The sequence below is a fragment of the Nocardia sp. NBC_00403 genome (genome assembly GCF_036046055.1).
In the GTDB taxonomy this organism is placed as follows: domain Bacteria; phylum Actinomycetota; class Actinomycetes; order Mycobacteriales; family Mycobacteriaceae; genus Nocardia.
Window position 1 is genome coordinate 6,613,544 of the sequence record NZ_CP107939.1, and the last position, 14,961, is coordinate 6,628,504.

The window sequence follows — 14,961 nt, forward strand, 5'->3', positions numbered from 1 at the left end:
AGTGGCGGGGGAAAACTGCGCTGCGGGCGGCGGCAGAGCGATACAGTCCGTGAATGCGCGTGCGACACATCTGGACCGGGGCCGGCGCGGCCTTGGTCCTCACGGTGGGACTGGTGACAGGTTGTTCGTCCGACAGCGACAAGGCCGCGGCATGTGCCAGTGTGCCGAACGGGACGCCGGTGACGGCCGCCCCCGCCACGGCGGGTGCCACCACCTCACAGAACATCAGCACCAACCCTGAGAGCGCGTCCGGTTATCGCAGCAATATGACTGCGGTCCGGACCAGCTCGTATGCCGTGGCGACGGCGAATCCGCTCGCCACCGAGGCGGCCTGCGAAGTGCTGAACAATGGGGGCACTGCGGCCGACGCACTGATCACCGCACAAACGGTGCTCGGCTTGGTCGAGCCGCAGTCGTCCGGAATCGGCGGCGGCTCGTTCATGCTCTACTACGACGCGGCGGCGAAAACTGTCGACGCCTACGACGGGCGCGAGGTCGCCCCCGCCGCCGCCACCGAGAACTACCTGCGCTGGATCAGCGATACCGACCGGACCGAACCCAAACCGAACACCCGCGCAAGCGGCCGCTCCATCGGCGTCCCCGGTGTGCTGCGCATGCTGGAGCTCGCGCATCACGAACACGGTAAGAGCGGTTGGCGCGAGCTGTTCGATTCCGCGGTGTCGTTGGCCGATCAGGGCTTCCCTATCAGCCCGCGGCTCGCGGGTCAGATCGCTGATTCGGCCAAGGATCTCGCCAACGACGAGGCCTCGAAGGCGTACTTCCTCAACCCCGACGGCACCGCCAAACCCGCTGGCACCAACCTGGCCAACCCGGCGATGGCGAAGGCGTTGGGCGCCATCGCTTCCGAGGGTGCGCAAGCGTTCTACACCGGCGCCATTGCCCGCGACATCGTCGACGCGGCCGCTTCGACGACGGGCGGCCGCACTCCTGGCCTCATCACCGCGAGCGACCTGGCCGGGTACCAGCCCAAGAAGCGGACCGCATTGTGCACCGGCTACCGCAACCATGAGATCTGTGGAATGCCCGCCCCGTCCTCCGGTGGCATCGCCGTCGCCGCCACCCTCGGCATCCTGGAGAACTTCGACCTGGCTGCGCTGCGACCGGACAATATCGATCACAACGGTGGCAAACCGAAGGCCGAGGCGGTGCACCTCGTCTCCGAGGCGGAGCGGCTCGCCTACGCCGACCGCAACAAGTACGTGGCCGACACGGATTTCATTCCGCTGCCCGGCAATTCACCGCAGACACTGCTGAACAAGGACTATCTGAAGCAGCGTTCCTCGTTGATCAACCCCGGCCACAGCATGGGCACCGCGCAGCCGGGCGATTTCGGCCCTGTCCCGGTCGGCGTCGGCCCGCAGCCGCCCGAGCACGGCACCAGCCACATCTCGGTGGTCGACAAGTACGGCAATGCCGCCTCGATGACGACGACGGTGGAGTCCGCGTTCGGCTCCTTCCATCTGGTCGACGGATTCGTTCTCAATAACCAGCTCACCGATTTCTCCGCCGATCCGCTCGGCACCGACGGAGCGCCGGTGGCCAACCGTGTGCAGCCGAACAAGCGCCCACGCAGTTCGATGAGCCCCACCCTGGTCTTCGATCGCGGTGCCGACGGCACCCGCGGCGAGCTCACCCAGGTGGTCGGCTCCCCCGGTGGTTCGGTGATCATCCAGTTCGTGCTGAAGTCCCTCATCGGGGTGCTGGATTGGGGCCTCGACCCACAGCAGGCGGTCTCGGGCGTCGACTTCGGCACGGCCAACACCCCGTCGACCAATGTCGGCGGCGAACACCCTGCCATCAACGCCACCGACAACGGCGATCACGACCCGCTGGTGCTCCGGCTCCGTGAACTCGGCCACCAGGTCTCGATCGCTCCGCAGATCAGTGGCCTGAGCGCCCTGCAGCGCGACGGGACGAACGGCTGGATCGGCGGCGCGGACCCCCGCCGCGAAGGCGCTGTTCTCGGCGACACGCACTGACCGCCTGGTGTCCGAGCCGGGATGCCATCCCCGCTCGGACACCAGCCTTCGGTGGCATCACAGTCCACCCACGAATCGGCCACCCATCTTCCCCTGATTCCTGCCGACGAGTAGCACACCCTGGAGGAGCGCTCACTCGGTTTGCCGCAACGGTGTGTCACTCACCCAACACGGCCGAGCGGCACGATGGCGAGTTGAGGTGGTGGGCAGTGCTATTCGGCGGTGGTGGTGTACTTCACGCCGAGCTCGCGGAGCCGATCCAGGGCACGGGCCGCGTGTTCTTTGTCATTGGAGCGGATGGCGAGCAGCGGGACATAGTCGTCGTCGATCAGTTCGAGTCGGGCCCAGGACTTTCGGTCCTGGAAGGAGACACCACGGATGTGCTCCCAGGGGAACATCGTGTCGCCGAGGATGTTTCGGACCGCGACGCCGCGCGCACCGGCGCGCAGCCGGGGCCTGGTCAGCAACAGCACCGCGGCGGCCGCGAGCAGGCCGATGCCCATCATCGCCAACTGGTCGGCCGGGCGGAAGTTGACGCCGGTCGAGCCGGTGCGTAACCAGATGCCGCCCGCGATGAAGAACGCGGCGAGCAGCACCGCGACGATCCAGGCGGTGCGAACCGCCCGACGCGGGCGCACTTCGAGCTCCCACTCCGGGGTGTCACCCTGTCCCGCAGCCGAATCGGCGGGCGCGCCCGCCCCGGTGCCGGGCTTCCTTCGCCAGATCCGGACGACTGGCATCGGTCTACGCGGACCGGCGCAGGGTGCGCAGGGTCAGCGCGGCGTCGAGCGCTGCCGCGGCGGCCTGTTCACCCTTGTTCTCGGCAGATCCGGGAAGCCCGGCCCTGTCCAGGGCCTGTTCCTCGTTGTTGGTGGTCAGCACACCGTTGGCGACGGGCTTGCCCGCATCCAGCGAAACCCGGGTCAGACCGGCGGTCACCGCATCACAGACGTACTCGAAATGCGGTGTGCCACCACGGATCACCACACCGAGCGCGACGACCGCGTCATGCGTGCGGGCCAGCTCCTGTGCGACCACCGGCAGCTCCATCGCACCCGCGCACCGGACCACCGTCACCTGCGAGACGCCGGCTTCTTTCGCCACCCGTTCCGCGTTCGCGACCAGCGTGTCGCAGATCCGCGTGTGCCAACGCGACGCGACGATGCCGAGCTTGAGCTCCTTGGCATCCTCCAGCGCGAATGTCGGTACGCCGGTACCGCTCATCGAAGTCCGCCCTTCCGGATCTCGTCGACTGTGTGCATTACTGTGCTGTCTCACCGAGGTCGAGCTCGTCGAGGCCGATCAGGTCGTGGCCCATCCGGTCCCGCTTGGTCCGCAGATACCGCAGGTTTTCCGCGTTGGCGCGCAACGGCATCGGGACCCGGTCGGTGATCTTCAGCCCGTAGCCGTCCAAGCCGACGCGCTTGGCCGGATTGTTGGTGAGCAGCCGCATCGAGCGGATGCCGAGGTCGACCAGGATCTGCGCGCCGGTGCCGTAATCGCGCGCATCCGCGGGCAATCCGAGCTCCAGGTTCGCATCGACGGTGTCGTGACCTGAGTCCTGCAGCTGGTAGGCCTGCAGCTTGTGCATCAGACCGATGCCGCGGCCCTCGTGCCCGCGCATGTACAGCACCACCCCGCGGCCCTCCTGGGCCACCATCTCCAGCGCGGCATCGAGCTGCGGACCGCAGTCGCAGCGCAGCGAGCCGAACACGTCACCGGTGAGGCATTCCGAATGCACCCGCACCAGCACGTCCTCGCCATCGGAGATGTCGCCGCGCACCAGCGCGACATGCTCCACCTCGTCGTAGATGCTCTGGTAGCCGACAGCCTTGAATTCGCCGTGCGCCGTAGGGATCCGCGCCTCGGCGACCCGCACCACATGCTTCTCGTGCTTGCGCCGCCAGGCGATCATGTCGGCGATCGAGATCAGCGCCAGGTTGTGCTCATCGGCGAAGACGCGCAACTCCTCGGTGCGGGCCATGTGGCCCTCGTCCTTCTGGCTGACGATCTCGCAGATCACACCGGCGGGACGCAGGCCCGCCATCCGGGACAGGTCCACCGCGGCCTCGGTGTGGCCGGGCCGACGCAGCACGCCGCCGTCCTTGGCACGCAGCGGCACCACGTGGCCGGGCCTGGTGAAGTCGTCGGCCTTGGTTTCCGCGGCGGCGAGCAGGCGCATGGTGGTCGCGCGGTCCGCGCCGGAGATGCCGGTGGTGATGCCCTCGCGGGCGTCGACCGACACGGTGTAGGCGGTGCCGTGCTTGTCCTGGTTCAGCGCGTACATCGGCGGCAGGCCGAGCCGATCGCAGTCGTCACCGGTCAGTGGCACGCAGATGTAACCAGAGGTGTAGCGAATCATGAAGGCCACCAACTCGGGGGTCGCCTTCTCCGCCGCGAAGATGAGGTCGCCCTCGTTCTCGCGGTCCTCGTCGTCCACGACGACGACCGCCTTACCGGCGGCGATATCGGCGACTGCGCGCTCGATGGTGTCGAACCTGGTCACGTCTGCTGTGCTCCATCTCGAAAAGGGTGCGTCCCTAACACTACGGCGTCCGCCGTATGTTCCCGGCGGCGCATATGCGACCGGTCAGCCGCGTTGCTGGAGCCGCTCGACGTACTTGGCGATCACGTCCACTTCCAGATTGACCGTGGTGCCCACCGTCGCGGCGCCGAGATTGGTCATCGTGAGGGTGGTCGGGATGAGCGAAACCTCGAACCAGTCGCGATTGCCGTCGACCGCTGGTTCCTCCGAAAGGCCGAGGCCGGAGACCGTCAGCGAGATGCCGTCGACGGTGATCGAACCCTTTTCCACGACATAGCGGGCGATCGCGTCGGGCAGCGAGATCCGCACGACCTCCCAGTTCTCCGAGGGCGTGCGGGAGAGCACGGTGCCGGTGCCGTCGACGTGACCCTGCACGAGGTGTCCGCCGAGCCTGCTGTCGAGCGCGGCCGCGCGTTCCAGGTTGACCCGGGAGCCAGCGCCGAGGCCGCCGATGCTGGAGCGGTTCAATGTCTCCTGCATCACGTCGACGGTGAACGAGTCGCCATCGATCACGTCGACCACGGTCAGGCACACTCCGTTCACGGCGATCGAATCTCCGTGTCCGGCATCGGAGGTCACCAGCTTGCCCTTGATCGTCAGTCGAGCGGCGTCGGCCAACCGCTCGGTGGCGACGATCTCGCCGAGCTCCTCGACGATGCCTGTGAACATGCCTTGACTCCCTGTCGCGTCGTTTCTACCGGTTGCGGAACAGCTCGGGCCAGGCCGCTATTCCCGTCGGTCGGTGCCAGACCAGCCTAACGACGGGTGTCGGCGAGCAACCAGCACGGTTCCATCCAGTGGCCGGGCGAACCCTGACTCCGCAGCCGGCGCCGGAATCAGACCGCCGGGCTGGTCGAATCGCGCCGAACATAACGCCAATTATTGTTCACAGTCGAATCGTGACCGAGCATAAGGAAACATCGCCGTATACCTGTCGGCGATCAATATCAATTCATATTTCCGATACCGTGCGGAAGAATTTCACTCGCGGCTCGTATTATGGGATTTTGCTGGGTACCCCGCCGAAACACGAGTTACACCGAATGCTTGCGCGGGAACAAAATTGGATGCAATATTGTTATGTAGCTGATTCCTGATGTTCAACTTCGACCCGAGCAGTTCAGTGCGGAGCGGTTCGACCCGAGGTGCGTTGCAGACCCGGGGAGTTCGATCCAGGGAAGTCCACCACTCGAGGAAGACAGACAGCGCCGTGGGTCAAATAGACAGCACGATGGGTCAAATCAGGTTCGACACACTTGGGGGTGTTGCGTGACCACTCTTCTCGATTCGACGCTGGAAGTTCGCTGCGTGCAGTATCGGCGCGAATTTCACATGCCGGCATCAATCGATCCGACGTCGCGCCGCATATTACTGCACATAGGCACGCACTACGGTGCCATCACCATGCCCGCGGAGCTCGGCGAACGGGTCCAGCACCAGCTCACCCAGGCCCAGATCGCCGCGCCGGTCGTCCATCATCCGCGCGCGCGGCGGTGGACCTTCATTACCGGACCCGCCCGGCCCGACACCCTCACCACCGCCGTGTCCGCCGAACTGTTCCGGCTGTATGCCACCGTCGCCTGCACCGGAAGCCAGGTCGTGCTGCCGTCGCCGGACGACGAACGCACCGGCTACCGGACCTGGATACAGCCGCCGGAGAACGCAACAACACTGCCGCCGCTGAGCGCGGTCGCCGAAGCGACCCGCACCCTCGGTGCTATGAAAGTTCGCGCGTTGTAAAGATATTCGGGCCCCGTGGGACCCGAATCCCGAGCTACTGGACGCGCAGCGCGGCGGCACGCTGCCGCAGCGCGGCCACCGTGGCGCCGGGATCGGCCGTGTTGTAGACGGCGGATCCGGCGACGAAGCAGTCGATTCCGGCCTCCGCCGCCGCCTCGATCGTGTCGTTGTTGATTCCGCCGTCGATCTCCACGATCAGCCGCAGCTCACCCGCGTCGACAAGCCTGCGCACGATCCGTGCCTTCTCCAGCACGTGCGCGATGAAGGACTGTCCGCCGAAACCGGGTTCCACGCTCATCACCAGCAGAGTGTCGAACTCGCGCAGGATCTCCAGGTACGGCTCGATCGGCGTGTTCGGCTTCACCGAGAGTCCGGCCTTCGCACCCGCCGCCCGAATGTCGCGGGCCACCGCAATCGGATCGTCGGTCGCCTCGGCGTGGAAAGTGACATTGTGCGCACCCGCCTCGGCATACGGCGGCGCCCACCGGCCCGGGTCATCGATCATCAGATGGCAGTCCAGCGGAATATCGGTCACCTTCAACAGGCTCTGCACCACGGGCAGCCCGAGTGTCAGGTTCGGCACGAAGTGCGCGTCCATCACATCGACATGCAACCAGTCGGCGCCCTCCACAGCTTTGACCTCGTCGGCGAGGTGCGCGAAGTCCGCGGAGAGGATGGATGGGGCGATCATCGGCGCGGCCGGGCGCGAAAACGTCGAAGAGGACACAACGCGGCAGTCTAACGGTAGTGAGGGTTGCCTCGGCCGGGAGTGGGTAGCCTGCATAGGGTGATCAACATTTCGGCGGAACAGGGGCTTTACAGCACCCCGGTGGAGATTCGGGTAGCTGCGTCGGTGACACAGCTACCCATTGTGCGTGGGCTCGCCGAAACCCTCGTCTTGCTCAGCGATTTCACCCTGGACGAGGTGGCCGACATCAGGCTCGCGGTGGACGAGGTGTGCTCGACGCTCATCGCGGTCGCGGCGCCGGACACCAGCCTGCATTGCCGGTTCACCGTGGGTGAGACCGAGTTGCTGGTGCGGGTCAGCGGTGTGGCGGGCAGCGAGGGGCTACCCGATCAGCGCAGCTTCGGGTGGCATGTACTGCGCACGCTCACCGATGTGGTGGAGGCAACACAGGATTCGTACGATGCGGCCGTCTCCGGATATCCGACGACGGTGGAGTTCCGTCGGGTCCGGGGGAAGGCGTAGTGGCGGACGAAAACGCCGTGTCGGACAAACGCGCCGAGTCGGACGAGAGCGCTGTGTCGGACGAAAACATGGTGTCGGACGAAACCGTGGTGTCGGGGGCCGACGAAAGAGAGGAGGACGAGGTCGAACCGGCTCGGGCGGAGGATTCCGCCGAGGTGGCCGAGACGCTCGAAGAGGCCGGGTCGAGCGGAGGGTACGACGACGTCGCCGCACTCTTCGAACAACTCTCCGCAAGCACACCGGGCACCGCGAGACACACCGCGCTGCGCGCCGAATTGATCGGCCGCTGCATCCCGCTCGCCGACCACATCGCCCGAAAATTCAGCGGACGCGGTGAGCCGTTCGACGATCTCACCCAGGTCGCCAGGGTTGGTTTGGTACACGCGGTCGACCGTTTCGATATCTCGCGCGGCTCGAACTTCCTGTCTTTTGCCGTGCCGACCATCATGGGCGAGGTCCGGCGCTATTTTCGTGACAACACCTGGGCGATGCGTGTGCCGCGCCGTGTCAAGGAAACACACCTGCGCATCGGCGCGGCCATCGATTCGCTGTCCCAATCGTTGGGCCGCTCCCCCACCGCGAAAGAGATCGCGGCCGAACTCGACGTGGATCCCGACGAGGTGACCCAAGCCGTCATCGCCGGCAACGCCTACCAGCCGAGCTCCATCGACGCCGCCTCACTCGGTCGCGACACCGAGGCCTCGCTGCTGGACACCCTAGGCGAGGAGGAATCCCAGTTCGACCGGGTGGAGGAATACGTCGCTATCCGCCCGCTGCTCGCCGGTCTGCCGGAACGCGAACGCCGCATCCTCACCATGCGGTTCTTCGAGTCGATGACCCAGACGCAGATCGCCCAGCGCATGGGCATTTCGCAGATGCACGTCTCCCGAATTCTGGCGAAAACCCTTGCCCGGCTCCGTGAGCAGTCCGCACGGGACTGAACGCGCCGAGTCGGGTGTACGGCTCAGGTGGCCAAGAGTCGATCCGCATGAGGGAGGTCTGTCACAACCCGTCGGTGTGCGCGACATCTTCGACGACACGGCCAACAGAGGAACTCGTGGCCAGGCCGCCGCGGGGCGCGACCCGATCCCAACTGCGCGCTTCCCGCCCGACCGACGAACTCGACGCCCGGACCACCGCTACCCGCCGATGGCGAACCGCCGACCAGCCGGCAGACAAATCCGCCGACACCAGGTACCAACTCGCTGTCTGCGGACCGACGACCAGCTGGCGAGCGGCCGTACCGATACCCAGACTGATACCGACCAGATCACGAGCTCGCCGTGCCTCAACCCGATCCGACGAACTCGCTGCCGCCCCGGCCGTCGGGCAGCGACACGGCTGCTCGTGACTCGGTAGGCAACTACTCCACCGGTTTGCGCAGTGCCGCGAGGAACATCGCATCGGTGCCATGGCGGTGCGGCCACAGTTGCGCGCCGGGGCCATCGCCGATGCCGGTGACGCCGGGGAGGAGGTCGCGGGCGTCCAGTTGGGTTGCTCCGGTGCGGCGGACGGCGTCGGCGACAATGGCGACGGTCTCCTGCAGGTGCGGGGAGCAGGTGGAGTAGACCACGACGCCGCCGGGACGTACGAGTTCCCATGCGGCAGCTAGCAATTCGCGTTGCAGGACGACCAGGTCGGCCACATCGGACGGAGTACGACGCCAGCGGGCTTCCGGCCTGCGTCGGAGCGCGCCGAGGCCGGTGCACGGTGCGTCGACCAGGATGCGGTCGTAACCGGGGGCCAGGCCGCTGCTGCGACCGTCGGCGACGTGCACGTCGACGGGCAGGTTGTGCACGGCCTTGCGGACGAGTTCGGCGCGGTGCTCCGCAGGCTCGATCGCGTCTATGCGGTGGCCGTCGATGCCGGCAAGCGCACCGAGCAGCGCAGCCTTACCGCCTGGGCCTGCGCAGAGGTCGAGCCAGCGGCCGTTGTCGGGGCCGTCCAGCGGTGCGCGGGTGAGTGCGAGCGCTACCAGTTGGCTACCCTCGTCCTGCACAGCCGCCATGCCCTCGCGCACCGGCTCCAGTTTTCCGGGATCGCCGCCTTCGAGGTACACCGCATAAGGCGACCACCGGCCCTCCTCACCACCGGTCACCAATGCCAATTCCTCCGCGGTGATCTCACCGGGGCGCGCGACCAGATGCACGATCGGGCGAGCGTCGTCGGCGGCCAAGACCTCTCGCAGCTCGCCCGCCTGCGCGCCGAGGGCATCGGCGAACGCCTGCGCAATCCACGTCGGATGCGCGAACTCGAAGGCCAACCGGCCGATCGGATCCCGCGGCGCGAGCGCGTCGACCCACTCGTCGACGGACTTCTCGCCTGCTCTGCGCAGCACCGCGTTGACGAATCCCGCCTTGCCCGCACCGAATTCGGCACGCGCCAGCGCCACCGAGGTGTCCACCGCCGCATGGGCCCCGATCCTGGTGCGCAGCAGCTGATACACACCGAGCCGCAACACATCCAGCAGCGGACCGTCGATCTCGTCGATCGGCCGTCCCGCACCATCGGCGATCACCGCATCCAGCAGCCCCCGCGACCGGCAGGTGCCGTAGGCGAGCTCGGTGGCCAGCGCAGCATCCCGACCGGAGATCTTGCGCTCCCGAAGCAGAGCGGGCAGCACGAGGTTTGCATAGGCGTCGCGTTCCCGAACCGCGCGCAGCACATCGAGCGCCACGAGCCGTACCGCGTCGACCGAACCGGCCCACGCGCGTTCGTCCCTACCGGCCCGCGAAGCATTCGAGTCCTTCTGCCGTGCCGCACTTTTCGACGCTGGGCGCCCGGACCGATCGGCACCGCCTCGCGCCCGATCGCTTGCCGCCCCGCCAGCCTTGACCGCACCCCGGTCACCACTCGTCGACCCGGCACCCCGCACCGTGCCCCGATCATCACCCGACTGCGCCGCCCCTGTCTTCCGAGGCCGCTCGTCCGATCGCCGAACGGGGTCACCCTGCCCACGCGGCGACGCATCCTTGCGCTGCCCAGCAGCGCTCCACGATCCGCGGCCCGTACCACCTGCATCTCGCCCCTGCGCCGAGCCGCTACGCCCGCCTCGAGTTCCCTGTGCAGCCCCGCGGCGGTCCCCGGCATCCCGGGACCCCCGATCAGACTGACCGGTCGCCGCGCCTTGGCCCTGACCGCGCTGCACTCGACGTGCATCGCCGGGGCGGCTCTGATCGCCGCGTGCGGCCTCGCCGCGTTTGCCGGTTGCGTTCCCGGCACCGGACTTGCTGCCTTGACCGCGCTGCCCTCGTGGCGTGGCACCGGTGTCGCGGGCTCCCGAGGAACCGCTGCGGCCCGCGCCTTTCGACGGCGGCGGCGCCTGCCGGTCGCCGCCACGATTCTGTCGTGTCGAGTCTCCGCCGCGTGCCGAGTCGTCGCGCAAGGCCGAATCCTTTCGTTGTGCATCGTTTTTCACCGGTGCCGATCCGGCCCGACGCGGGTCGGCCTGTCCTTTCAATTGGTCATCATGGGTGCTCATTCGACCACCGCGCCCGGCTGCGGGCGCGCACCGCGGGCCCAGTCGAGCGCCGCCATCATTCGTTTGCCTTGCGGCTGGACCTGATTCAAGCGGACCGCGGTGGTGGCGGTGCCCACGAAAACGCCGGACTTGCGAACCTCGATCGTTCGCGGCGGCAGCACTTCCTCGACCATTTCGACCGGTCCGAGTTTCACGCGGGCGCCACCGATCTCGGTGAACGCGCCGGGGGCCGGGGTAACCGCGCGGATCCGCCTGCTGATGGCGAGCGCGGGCATGTCCCAGCGGATGCGCCCGGCCTCGACGGCCACCTTGGGGGCATAGGAGACACCGTCGTTCGGCTGCGAAACAGCCTGCAGCGTGCCGTCTTCCACACCGTCGAGGGTGGTCTCCAGCAGGTGCGCGCCGCTAGCCGCGAGCCGCTCGAGCAGCGCTCCCGCCGTGTCGGTCACCGCAATCTTCTCGGTAACGACGCCGAAGATCGGTCCGGTGTCCAAGCCCGCCTCGATCTGGAAGGTGGATGCGCCGGTGATCTCGTCACCGGCGTCGATCGCCGCCTGCACCGGCGCCGCACCGCGCCAGGCAGGCAGCAGCGAGAAGTGCAGGTTGATCCAGCCGAACCGCGGAATATCGAGCACCTGCTGCGGCAGCAGCGCACCATAGGCGACCACCGGACAACAGTCGGGCGCGAGCGCGGTGAGCTGCTCGATGAATTCCGGCTCGGCCGGGCGGCGCGGGGTCAGCACCGGGATGCCGTGCTCGTCGGCCAACCGGCCGACCGGCGACCTGGTCACCTTGCGCCCACGTCCGGCGACCGCGTCGGGGCGGGTCAGCACCGCAACCACCTCATGGCGCGGCGAATCGATGAATCGCTGCAGCGACGGCACCGCCGGTTCGGGTGTGCCCGCGAAGACGATGCGCATCAGCGACCACGTCCGAACGGACCGGCCTGGCCGGCCCCGAGCGCGCGCGAACTGCGCACGGTGATACCCGCTGTGAACCAATCGGATTCGCGGATGGTGCGCATTGCCTCCTTGCGCGCGGCCGGATCCAGTCGGTCCAGGAACAGCACACCGTCCAAGTGATCGGTCTCGTGCTGCACGCACCGCGCAAGCAGTCCCTCGGCCGCGAACTCGATCGGCACGCCGTCCATGTCGAACCCGGACGCGCGCACCCGCAGCGCCCGCCGCGTGTCATAGCGCACACCGGGAATCGACAGGCACCCTTCCGGCCCGACCTGTTCTTCCTCGCCGTCCACCACATATGTCGGGTTCACCAGATGGCCTGCGGCGTCGCCGGTGTCGTAGACGAACACCCGCAGGCCGACGCCGATCTGCGGCGCGGCCATCCCGACTCCGCCGTCGTCGTGCATGGTGTCGGTGAGGTCGGCGACGAGCTGGCGCAGCTCACGATCGAACTCGGTGACCTCCGCCGCACGTGCGCGCAAGATGGGGTCGCCGAAGAGGCGAACGGGCTGAATGGTCACGGCGGGCTCCCGGAAACGAATGAACACGGTCGTCTCATTCTAGTGAGACGACCCGATTCTCCTGACCTCCCCGACACATCGGCAGAAAGCTGGTAGAACTCCAGTGCGGTCCGGGCGGGGTGTCAACCCCTCCGCCCGGCCGCCTGAAAAGGCCTGGTCGGCGACCGAGAGTCGCCCTATCTCTGCAGCTCACCTGCCGATTCACGACACGTCGTTGCATTTCACGACACAAAGTAGCGCTGTACTGGTGACGGCGTCAGCGATGCGGGTCAAGGGCATCGTGGCGGTATGCACCAAATCCCATTCCGGCGGACCGATCGACGTACGCTCCAGATCCAGCAGGACCAGGTGGCGCGCAACCACGAGCTAGCGTGCGAGTCTGGGCCGCGGGCCGCCCGCGATCGGCACTCCGGTACGTCTGGTCTGGGCCAGCGACGCAGACGAGTCGGCGCTACGCGCGGCGGTCTGCGGAATGGCGGGCGGCACCTCGGTCGTCAGGGGGTCCGCTGGCTGTCGGTAGCCGACGAGTGTTGCGGTGCCCCACACGTAGGGGTCTGCCTGCGCGCTGCCAAATGGCGACCAGGCCAGGCGGATCTGGCCGGTCTTGTCGTCGGTGTCGGAGTCGTAGACGAGGATGTTCATCGCGAACTTGGTGGGATCGACCGCTGTGGGAAGCCCGGTGAGCGGGATCTTCACCTCGATCGAGTACCCCCGGTACGGCTCGGTGACCATCGCGGCCACCTGCATCCCCGGCACCGCCTCGCCCGCCACACCCTGATGATTGTCGGCGTCGCGCTCGGCAGCTGGGCCACCTCGGCCTGCCGTGTACGGCAGGATGCCGGTCTTGAGGGTGGTCGAGGTGTCGTCGGAGTCGCCGCGTGGGTCGAGGGCGATCTCGATCGAGTCGGTGCGCCAATGCCGCTTGATGTCGTCGGCCGCCAGTTCGGCGCCCTTTCGGTCGTCGGTGACGTTGACCAGCACGTACAGGTCGTCGTCGTGCCTGACCAGCTTCGCTGTCGCCGCGCATCCGCCACCACCCTCCCAGACGGCGAGCGGCAGTTCCGGCCCCGGATACTCCCCGGGTCCCTCGACGCCGTTGAGGACAGGCGCAGCCGCAACGGCCGGGATCGTGGTGCTCGGATTCGGTGGATAGTTCGGCTGGACCCGGTTGGCCAACCACGGCAACCCGGCGCGGTCCGCCCAGTCACGGAACTCGGCGTACAGCGGCTTCAGTCCGGTTTGCCGGTGCACGGCCGCCTGGACGAACCGACCGTCCGCGGCCAGCACGGTGAACCAATCGGAACCGAGCTGCCCTGGGTCCGACGACACTTGCGCAGGCTTCGCGGCGAAACCCTGTGTCAGATAAAGCCGAGTCGCGTCGCGCTCGACCTGCGCCCAAGTCGTGTTGTGTTCGCGCGAGCGAGTGCCGGACCACACGCCGATGACCGGCAAACCGGTGTCGGGATCGGTGCGTCGCTGTTGGGGTGCGTCTGGCCCGAGCAACGAGTCGAACCCGTAGTTCTGGGCAAGAAGCCTGCTGGGATGCCACGGCGTCAGCCCTTCATCGGTGATCTGCTCGGGATACACCAGTGGATCCCCTGCCAGTCGGAACGCCTCGATGCCGAGACGTGCCGAGAGTTGGTGGCCGCCATGCTGGTTGAACGGCCGGGGGTCCATCACCACGATCGTGTGCGGCGTGGTCAGCCGCACCAGCCGCACCAGTCTGGCCATGGTGTCCTGCTCGCCCCAAACGCGCGCGGTCAGCGGCGCGGAGAGGGTGTACCAGAAGTCCGGCTTGTCGAGGTAGTAGATGTTCTCGACCCCGGCGAAGGCGGTCGCCTGGCGTTCCTCCATCTCCCGGATCAGACCCAACTCCGGCCCTTCCTCCAGTCCGACGGCATTGCCGCCACCCTCGCCACGCGTGACGGTGACGACGCCGATGCTCCAGCCCAAGTCTTCGTGCCACTGTCCGAAGGTGGACAGATTGCTCGATTCATCGTCCGGATGTGCACCGACGAACAACACGTCGGTATGAGCCGGATCCCGCGCCGCGTCCACCGTGTTCCGCTGAACGTCCCGCCCAACGCTGCTCGAGGAAGTGTCCCCTACCAGCCAGGTTGCTGCCAGGGCCGAGGCAAGGACAGCACGCCGACTCGGCCTGCCCCCGAAGCCGCCCGCTCCCCCCTGCGCCATCCAACCCTCCAGTCGTCCCACATACCTTGTCGCACATCGGTTGCCGTCGAATCACAGAACAAGTGATCAAGGGCCGCAATCCACCATCGTGCCCCAAGACTGATCATGCAGCAGACCGGGCGATGCGCGGCTCCGGTACAGCGGATTCAGGTTATCCCCCTTGCACGGCGCGAGGCGTCGGCCCACCCCGCTCGGGGGCTCACGATCGGTGGTCGTGGGCCGGACGCCAGCGTGTTCGGCGATGCGCACTGGTGATTACCCTTACACTCGGTGCGGGCCGAAAATCGTTGCGGGACCGATTTCAGGAGG

At 67.3% G+C, this 14,961-nt stretch carries 13 protein-coding genes; 4 read left to right on the forward strand and 9 right to left on the reverse strand.

The features are described from left to right. Positions 1-53: 53 nt before the first annotated feature. Positions 54-2,000 carry a gamma-glutamyltransferase family protein gene (locus OHQ90_RS29495; RefSeq protein WP_328403014.1) on the forward strand — a complete coding sequence of 649 codons (1,947 nt, stop codon included), beginning with the start codon at positions 54-56 and terminating at the stop codon, positions 1,998-2,000. Between the two features lie 212 nt (positions 2,001-2,212). Here the strand turns inward: OHQ90_RS29495 and OHQ90_RS29500 are convergent, their stop codons facing one another. The 4 genes from OHQ90_RS29500 to OHQ90_RS29515 form a co-directional block, all read right to left on the reverse strand. After that, the gene (locus OHQ90_RS29500; RefSeq protein WP_328403016.1) at positions 2,213-2,740 is read right to left on the reverse strand and encodes a PH domain-containing protein; all 528 of its coding nucleotides are present in this window, start codon (positions 2,738-2,740) and stop codon (positions 2,213-2,215) included. 4 nt (positions 2,741-2,744) lie between these two features. Next, positions 2,745-3,224: a 6,7-dimethyl-8-ribityllumazine synthase gene (ribH, locus tag OHQ90_RS29505; protein ID WP_328403018.1), complete on the reverse strand. Its 480-nt coding sequence runs from the start codon at positions 3,222-3,224 to the stop codon at positions 2,745-2,747. Positions 3,225-3,261: 37 nt separating this feature from the next. Next, positions 3,262-4,506 (reverse strand): bifunctional 3,4-dihydroxy-2-butanone-4-phosphate synthase/GTP cyclohydrolase II, encoded by a 1,245-nt coding sequence (locus tag OHQ90_RS29510; RefSeq protein WP_328403020.1) that lies wholly within the window; start codon positions 4,504-4,506, stop codon positions 3,262-3,264. Between the two features lie 84 nt (positions 4,507-4,590). Further along, positions 4,591-5,214 carry a riboflavin synthase gene (locus tag OHQ90_RS29515; protein ID WP_328403022.1) on the reverse strand — a complete coding sequence of 208 codons (624 nt, stop codon included), beginning with the start codon at positions 5,212-5,214 and terminating at the stop codon, positions 4,591-4,593. A 600-nt stretch (positions 5,215-5,814) separates the two neighbouring features. Between OHQ90_RS29515 and OHQ90_RS29520 the strand changes: the two genes are divergently transcribed. Further along, positions 5,815-6,285 (forward strand): hypothetical protein, encoded by a 471-nt coding sequence (locus tag OHQ90_RS29520; RefSeq protein WP_328403025.1) that lies wholly within the window; start codon positions 5,815-5,817, stop codon positions 6,283-6,285. Between the two features lie 34 nt (positions 6,286-6,319). On the opposite strand, the gene rpe is transcribed toward OHQ90_RS29520, so the two are convergent. After that, positions 6,320-6,976 (reverse strand): ribulose-phosphate 3-epimerase, encoded by a 657-nt coding sequence (gene rpe, locus OHQ90_RS29525; RefSeq protein WP_328413168.1) that lies wholly within the window; start codon positions 6,974-6,976, stop codon positions 6,320-6,322. 96 nt (positions 6,977-7,072) lie between these two features. Between rpe and OHQ90_RS29530 the strand changes: the two genes are divergently transcribed. Both OHQ90_RS29530 and OHQ90_RS29535 read left to right on the forward strand, forming a co-directional pair. After that, a complete protein-coding gene (locus tag OHQ90_RS29530) occupies positions 7,073-7,495 on the forward strand; it encodes an ATP-binding protein (protein ID WP_328403027.1) in 423 nt (140 codons plus the stop codon). Then, complete coding sequence (locus OHQ90_RS29535) at positions 7,495-8,436, forward strand: RNA polymerase sigma factor SigF (protein ID WP_328403029.1); 942 nt, start codon at positions 7,495-7,497, stop codon at positions 8,434-8,436. Before OHQ90_RS29530 ends, OHQ90_RS29535 begins: the two co-directional genes overlap by 1 nt. Positions 8,437-8,858: 422 nt before the next feature. Here OHQ90_RS29535 and OHQ90_RS29540 read toward each other — a convergent pair whose 3' ends face one another. The 4 genes from OHQ90_RS29540 to OHQ90_RS29555 all read right to left on the reverse strand — a co-directional run bounded on the left by OHQ90_RS29540 (position 8,859) and on the right by OHQ90_RS29555 (position 14,652). Beyond that, positions 8,859-10,370 carry an RsmB/NOP family class I SAM-dependent RNA methyltransferase gene (locus OHQ90_RS29540; protein ID WP_442941205.1) on the reverse strand — a complete coding sequence of 504 codons (1,512 nt, stop codon included), beginning with the start codon at positions 10,368-10,370 and terminating at the stop codon, positions 8,859-8,861. Between the two features lie 602 nt (positions 10,371-10,972). Then, positions 10,973-11,896 (reverse strand): methionyl-tRNA formyltransferase, encoded by a 924-nt coding sequence (gene fmt, locus OHQ90_RS29545; RefSeq protein ID WP_328403033.1) that lies wholly within the window; start codon positions 11,894-11,896, stop codon positions 10,973-10,975. Next, positions 11,896-12,459 carry a peptide deformylase gene (def, locus tag OHQ90_RS29550; protein WP_328403035.1) on the reverse strand — a complete coding sequence of 188 codons (564 nt, stop codon included), beginning with the start codon at positions 12,457-12,459 and terminating at the stop codon, positions 11,896-11,898. The genes fmt and def overlap by 1 nt, the downstream gene beginning before the upstream one ends. A 366-nt stretch (positions 12,460-12,825) precedes the next feature. Next, positions 12,826-14,652 (reverse strand): sugar-binding protein, encoded by a 1,827-nt coding sequence (locus OHQ90_RS29555; RefSeq protein WP_328403037.1) that lies wholly within the window; start codon positions 14,650-14,652, stop codon positions 12,826-12,828. Positions 14,653-14,961 lie beyond the last annotated feature (309 nt).

Bases quoted from the DNA above. Each gene is read 5' to 3' on its own strand.
- OHQ90_RS29555 (WP_328403037.1), bottom strand. From the start codon at position 14,652: ATGGCGCAGGGGGGAGCGGGCGGCTTCGGGGGCAGGCCGAGTCGGCGT.
- OHQ90_RS29500 (WP_328403016.1), bottom strand. From the start codon at position 2,740: ATGCCAGTCGTCCGGATCTGGCGAAGGAAGCCCGGCACCGGGGCGGGC.
- OHQ90_RS29495 (WP_328403014.1), top strand. From the start codon at position 54: ATGCGCGTGCGACACATCTGGACCGGGGCCGGCGCGGCCTTGGTCCTC.
- OHQ90_RS29515 (WP_328403022.1), bottom strand. From the start codon at position 5,214: ATGTTCACAGGCATCGTCGAGGAGCTCGGCGAGATCGTCGCCACCGAG.
- rpe (WP_328413168.1), bottom strand. From the start codon at position 6,976: ATGATCGCCCCATCCATCCTCTCCGCGGACTTCGCGCACCTCGCCGAC.
- fmt (WP_328403033.1), bottom strand. From the start codon at position 11,896: ATGCGCATCGTCTTCGCGGGCACACCCGAACCGGCGGTGCCGTCGCTG.
- ribH (WP_328403018.1), bottom strand. From the start codon at position 3,224: ATGAGCGGTACCGGCGTACCGACATTCGCGCTGGAGGATGCCAAGGAG.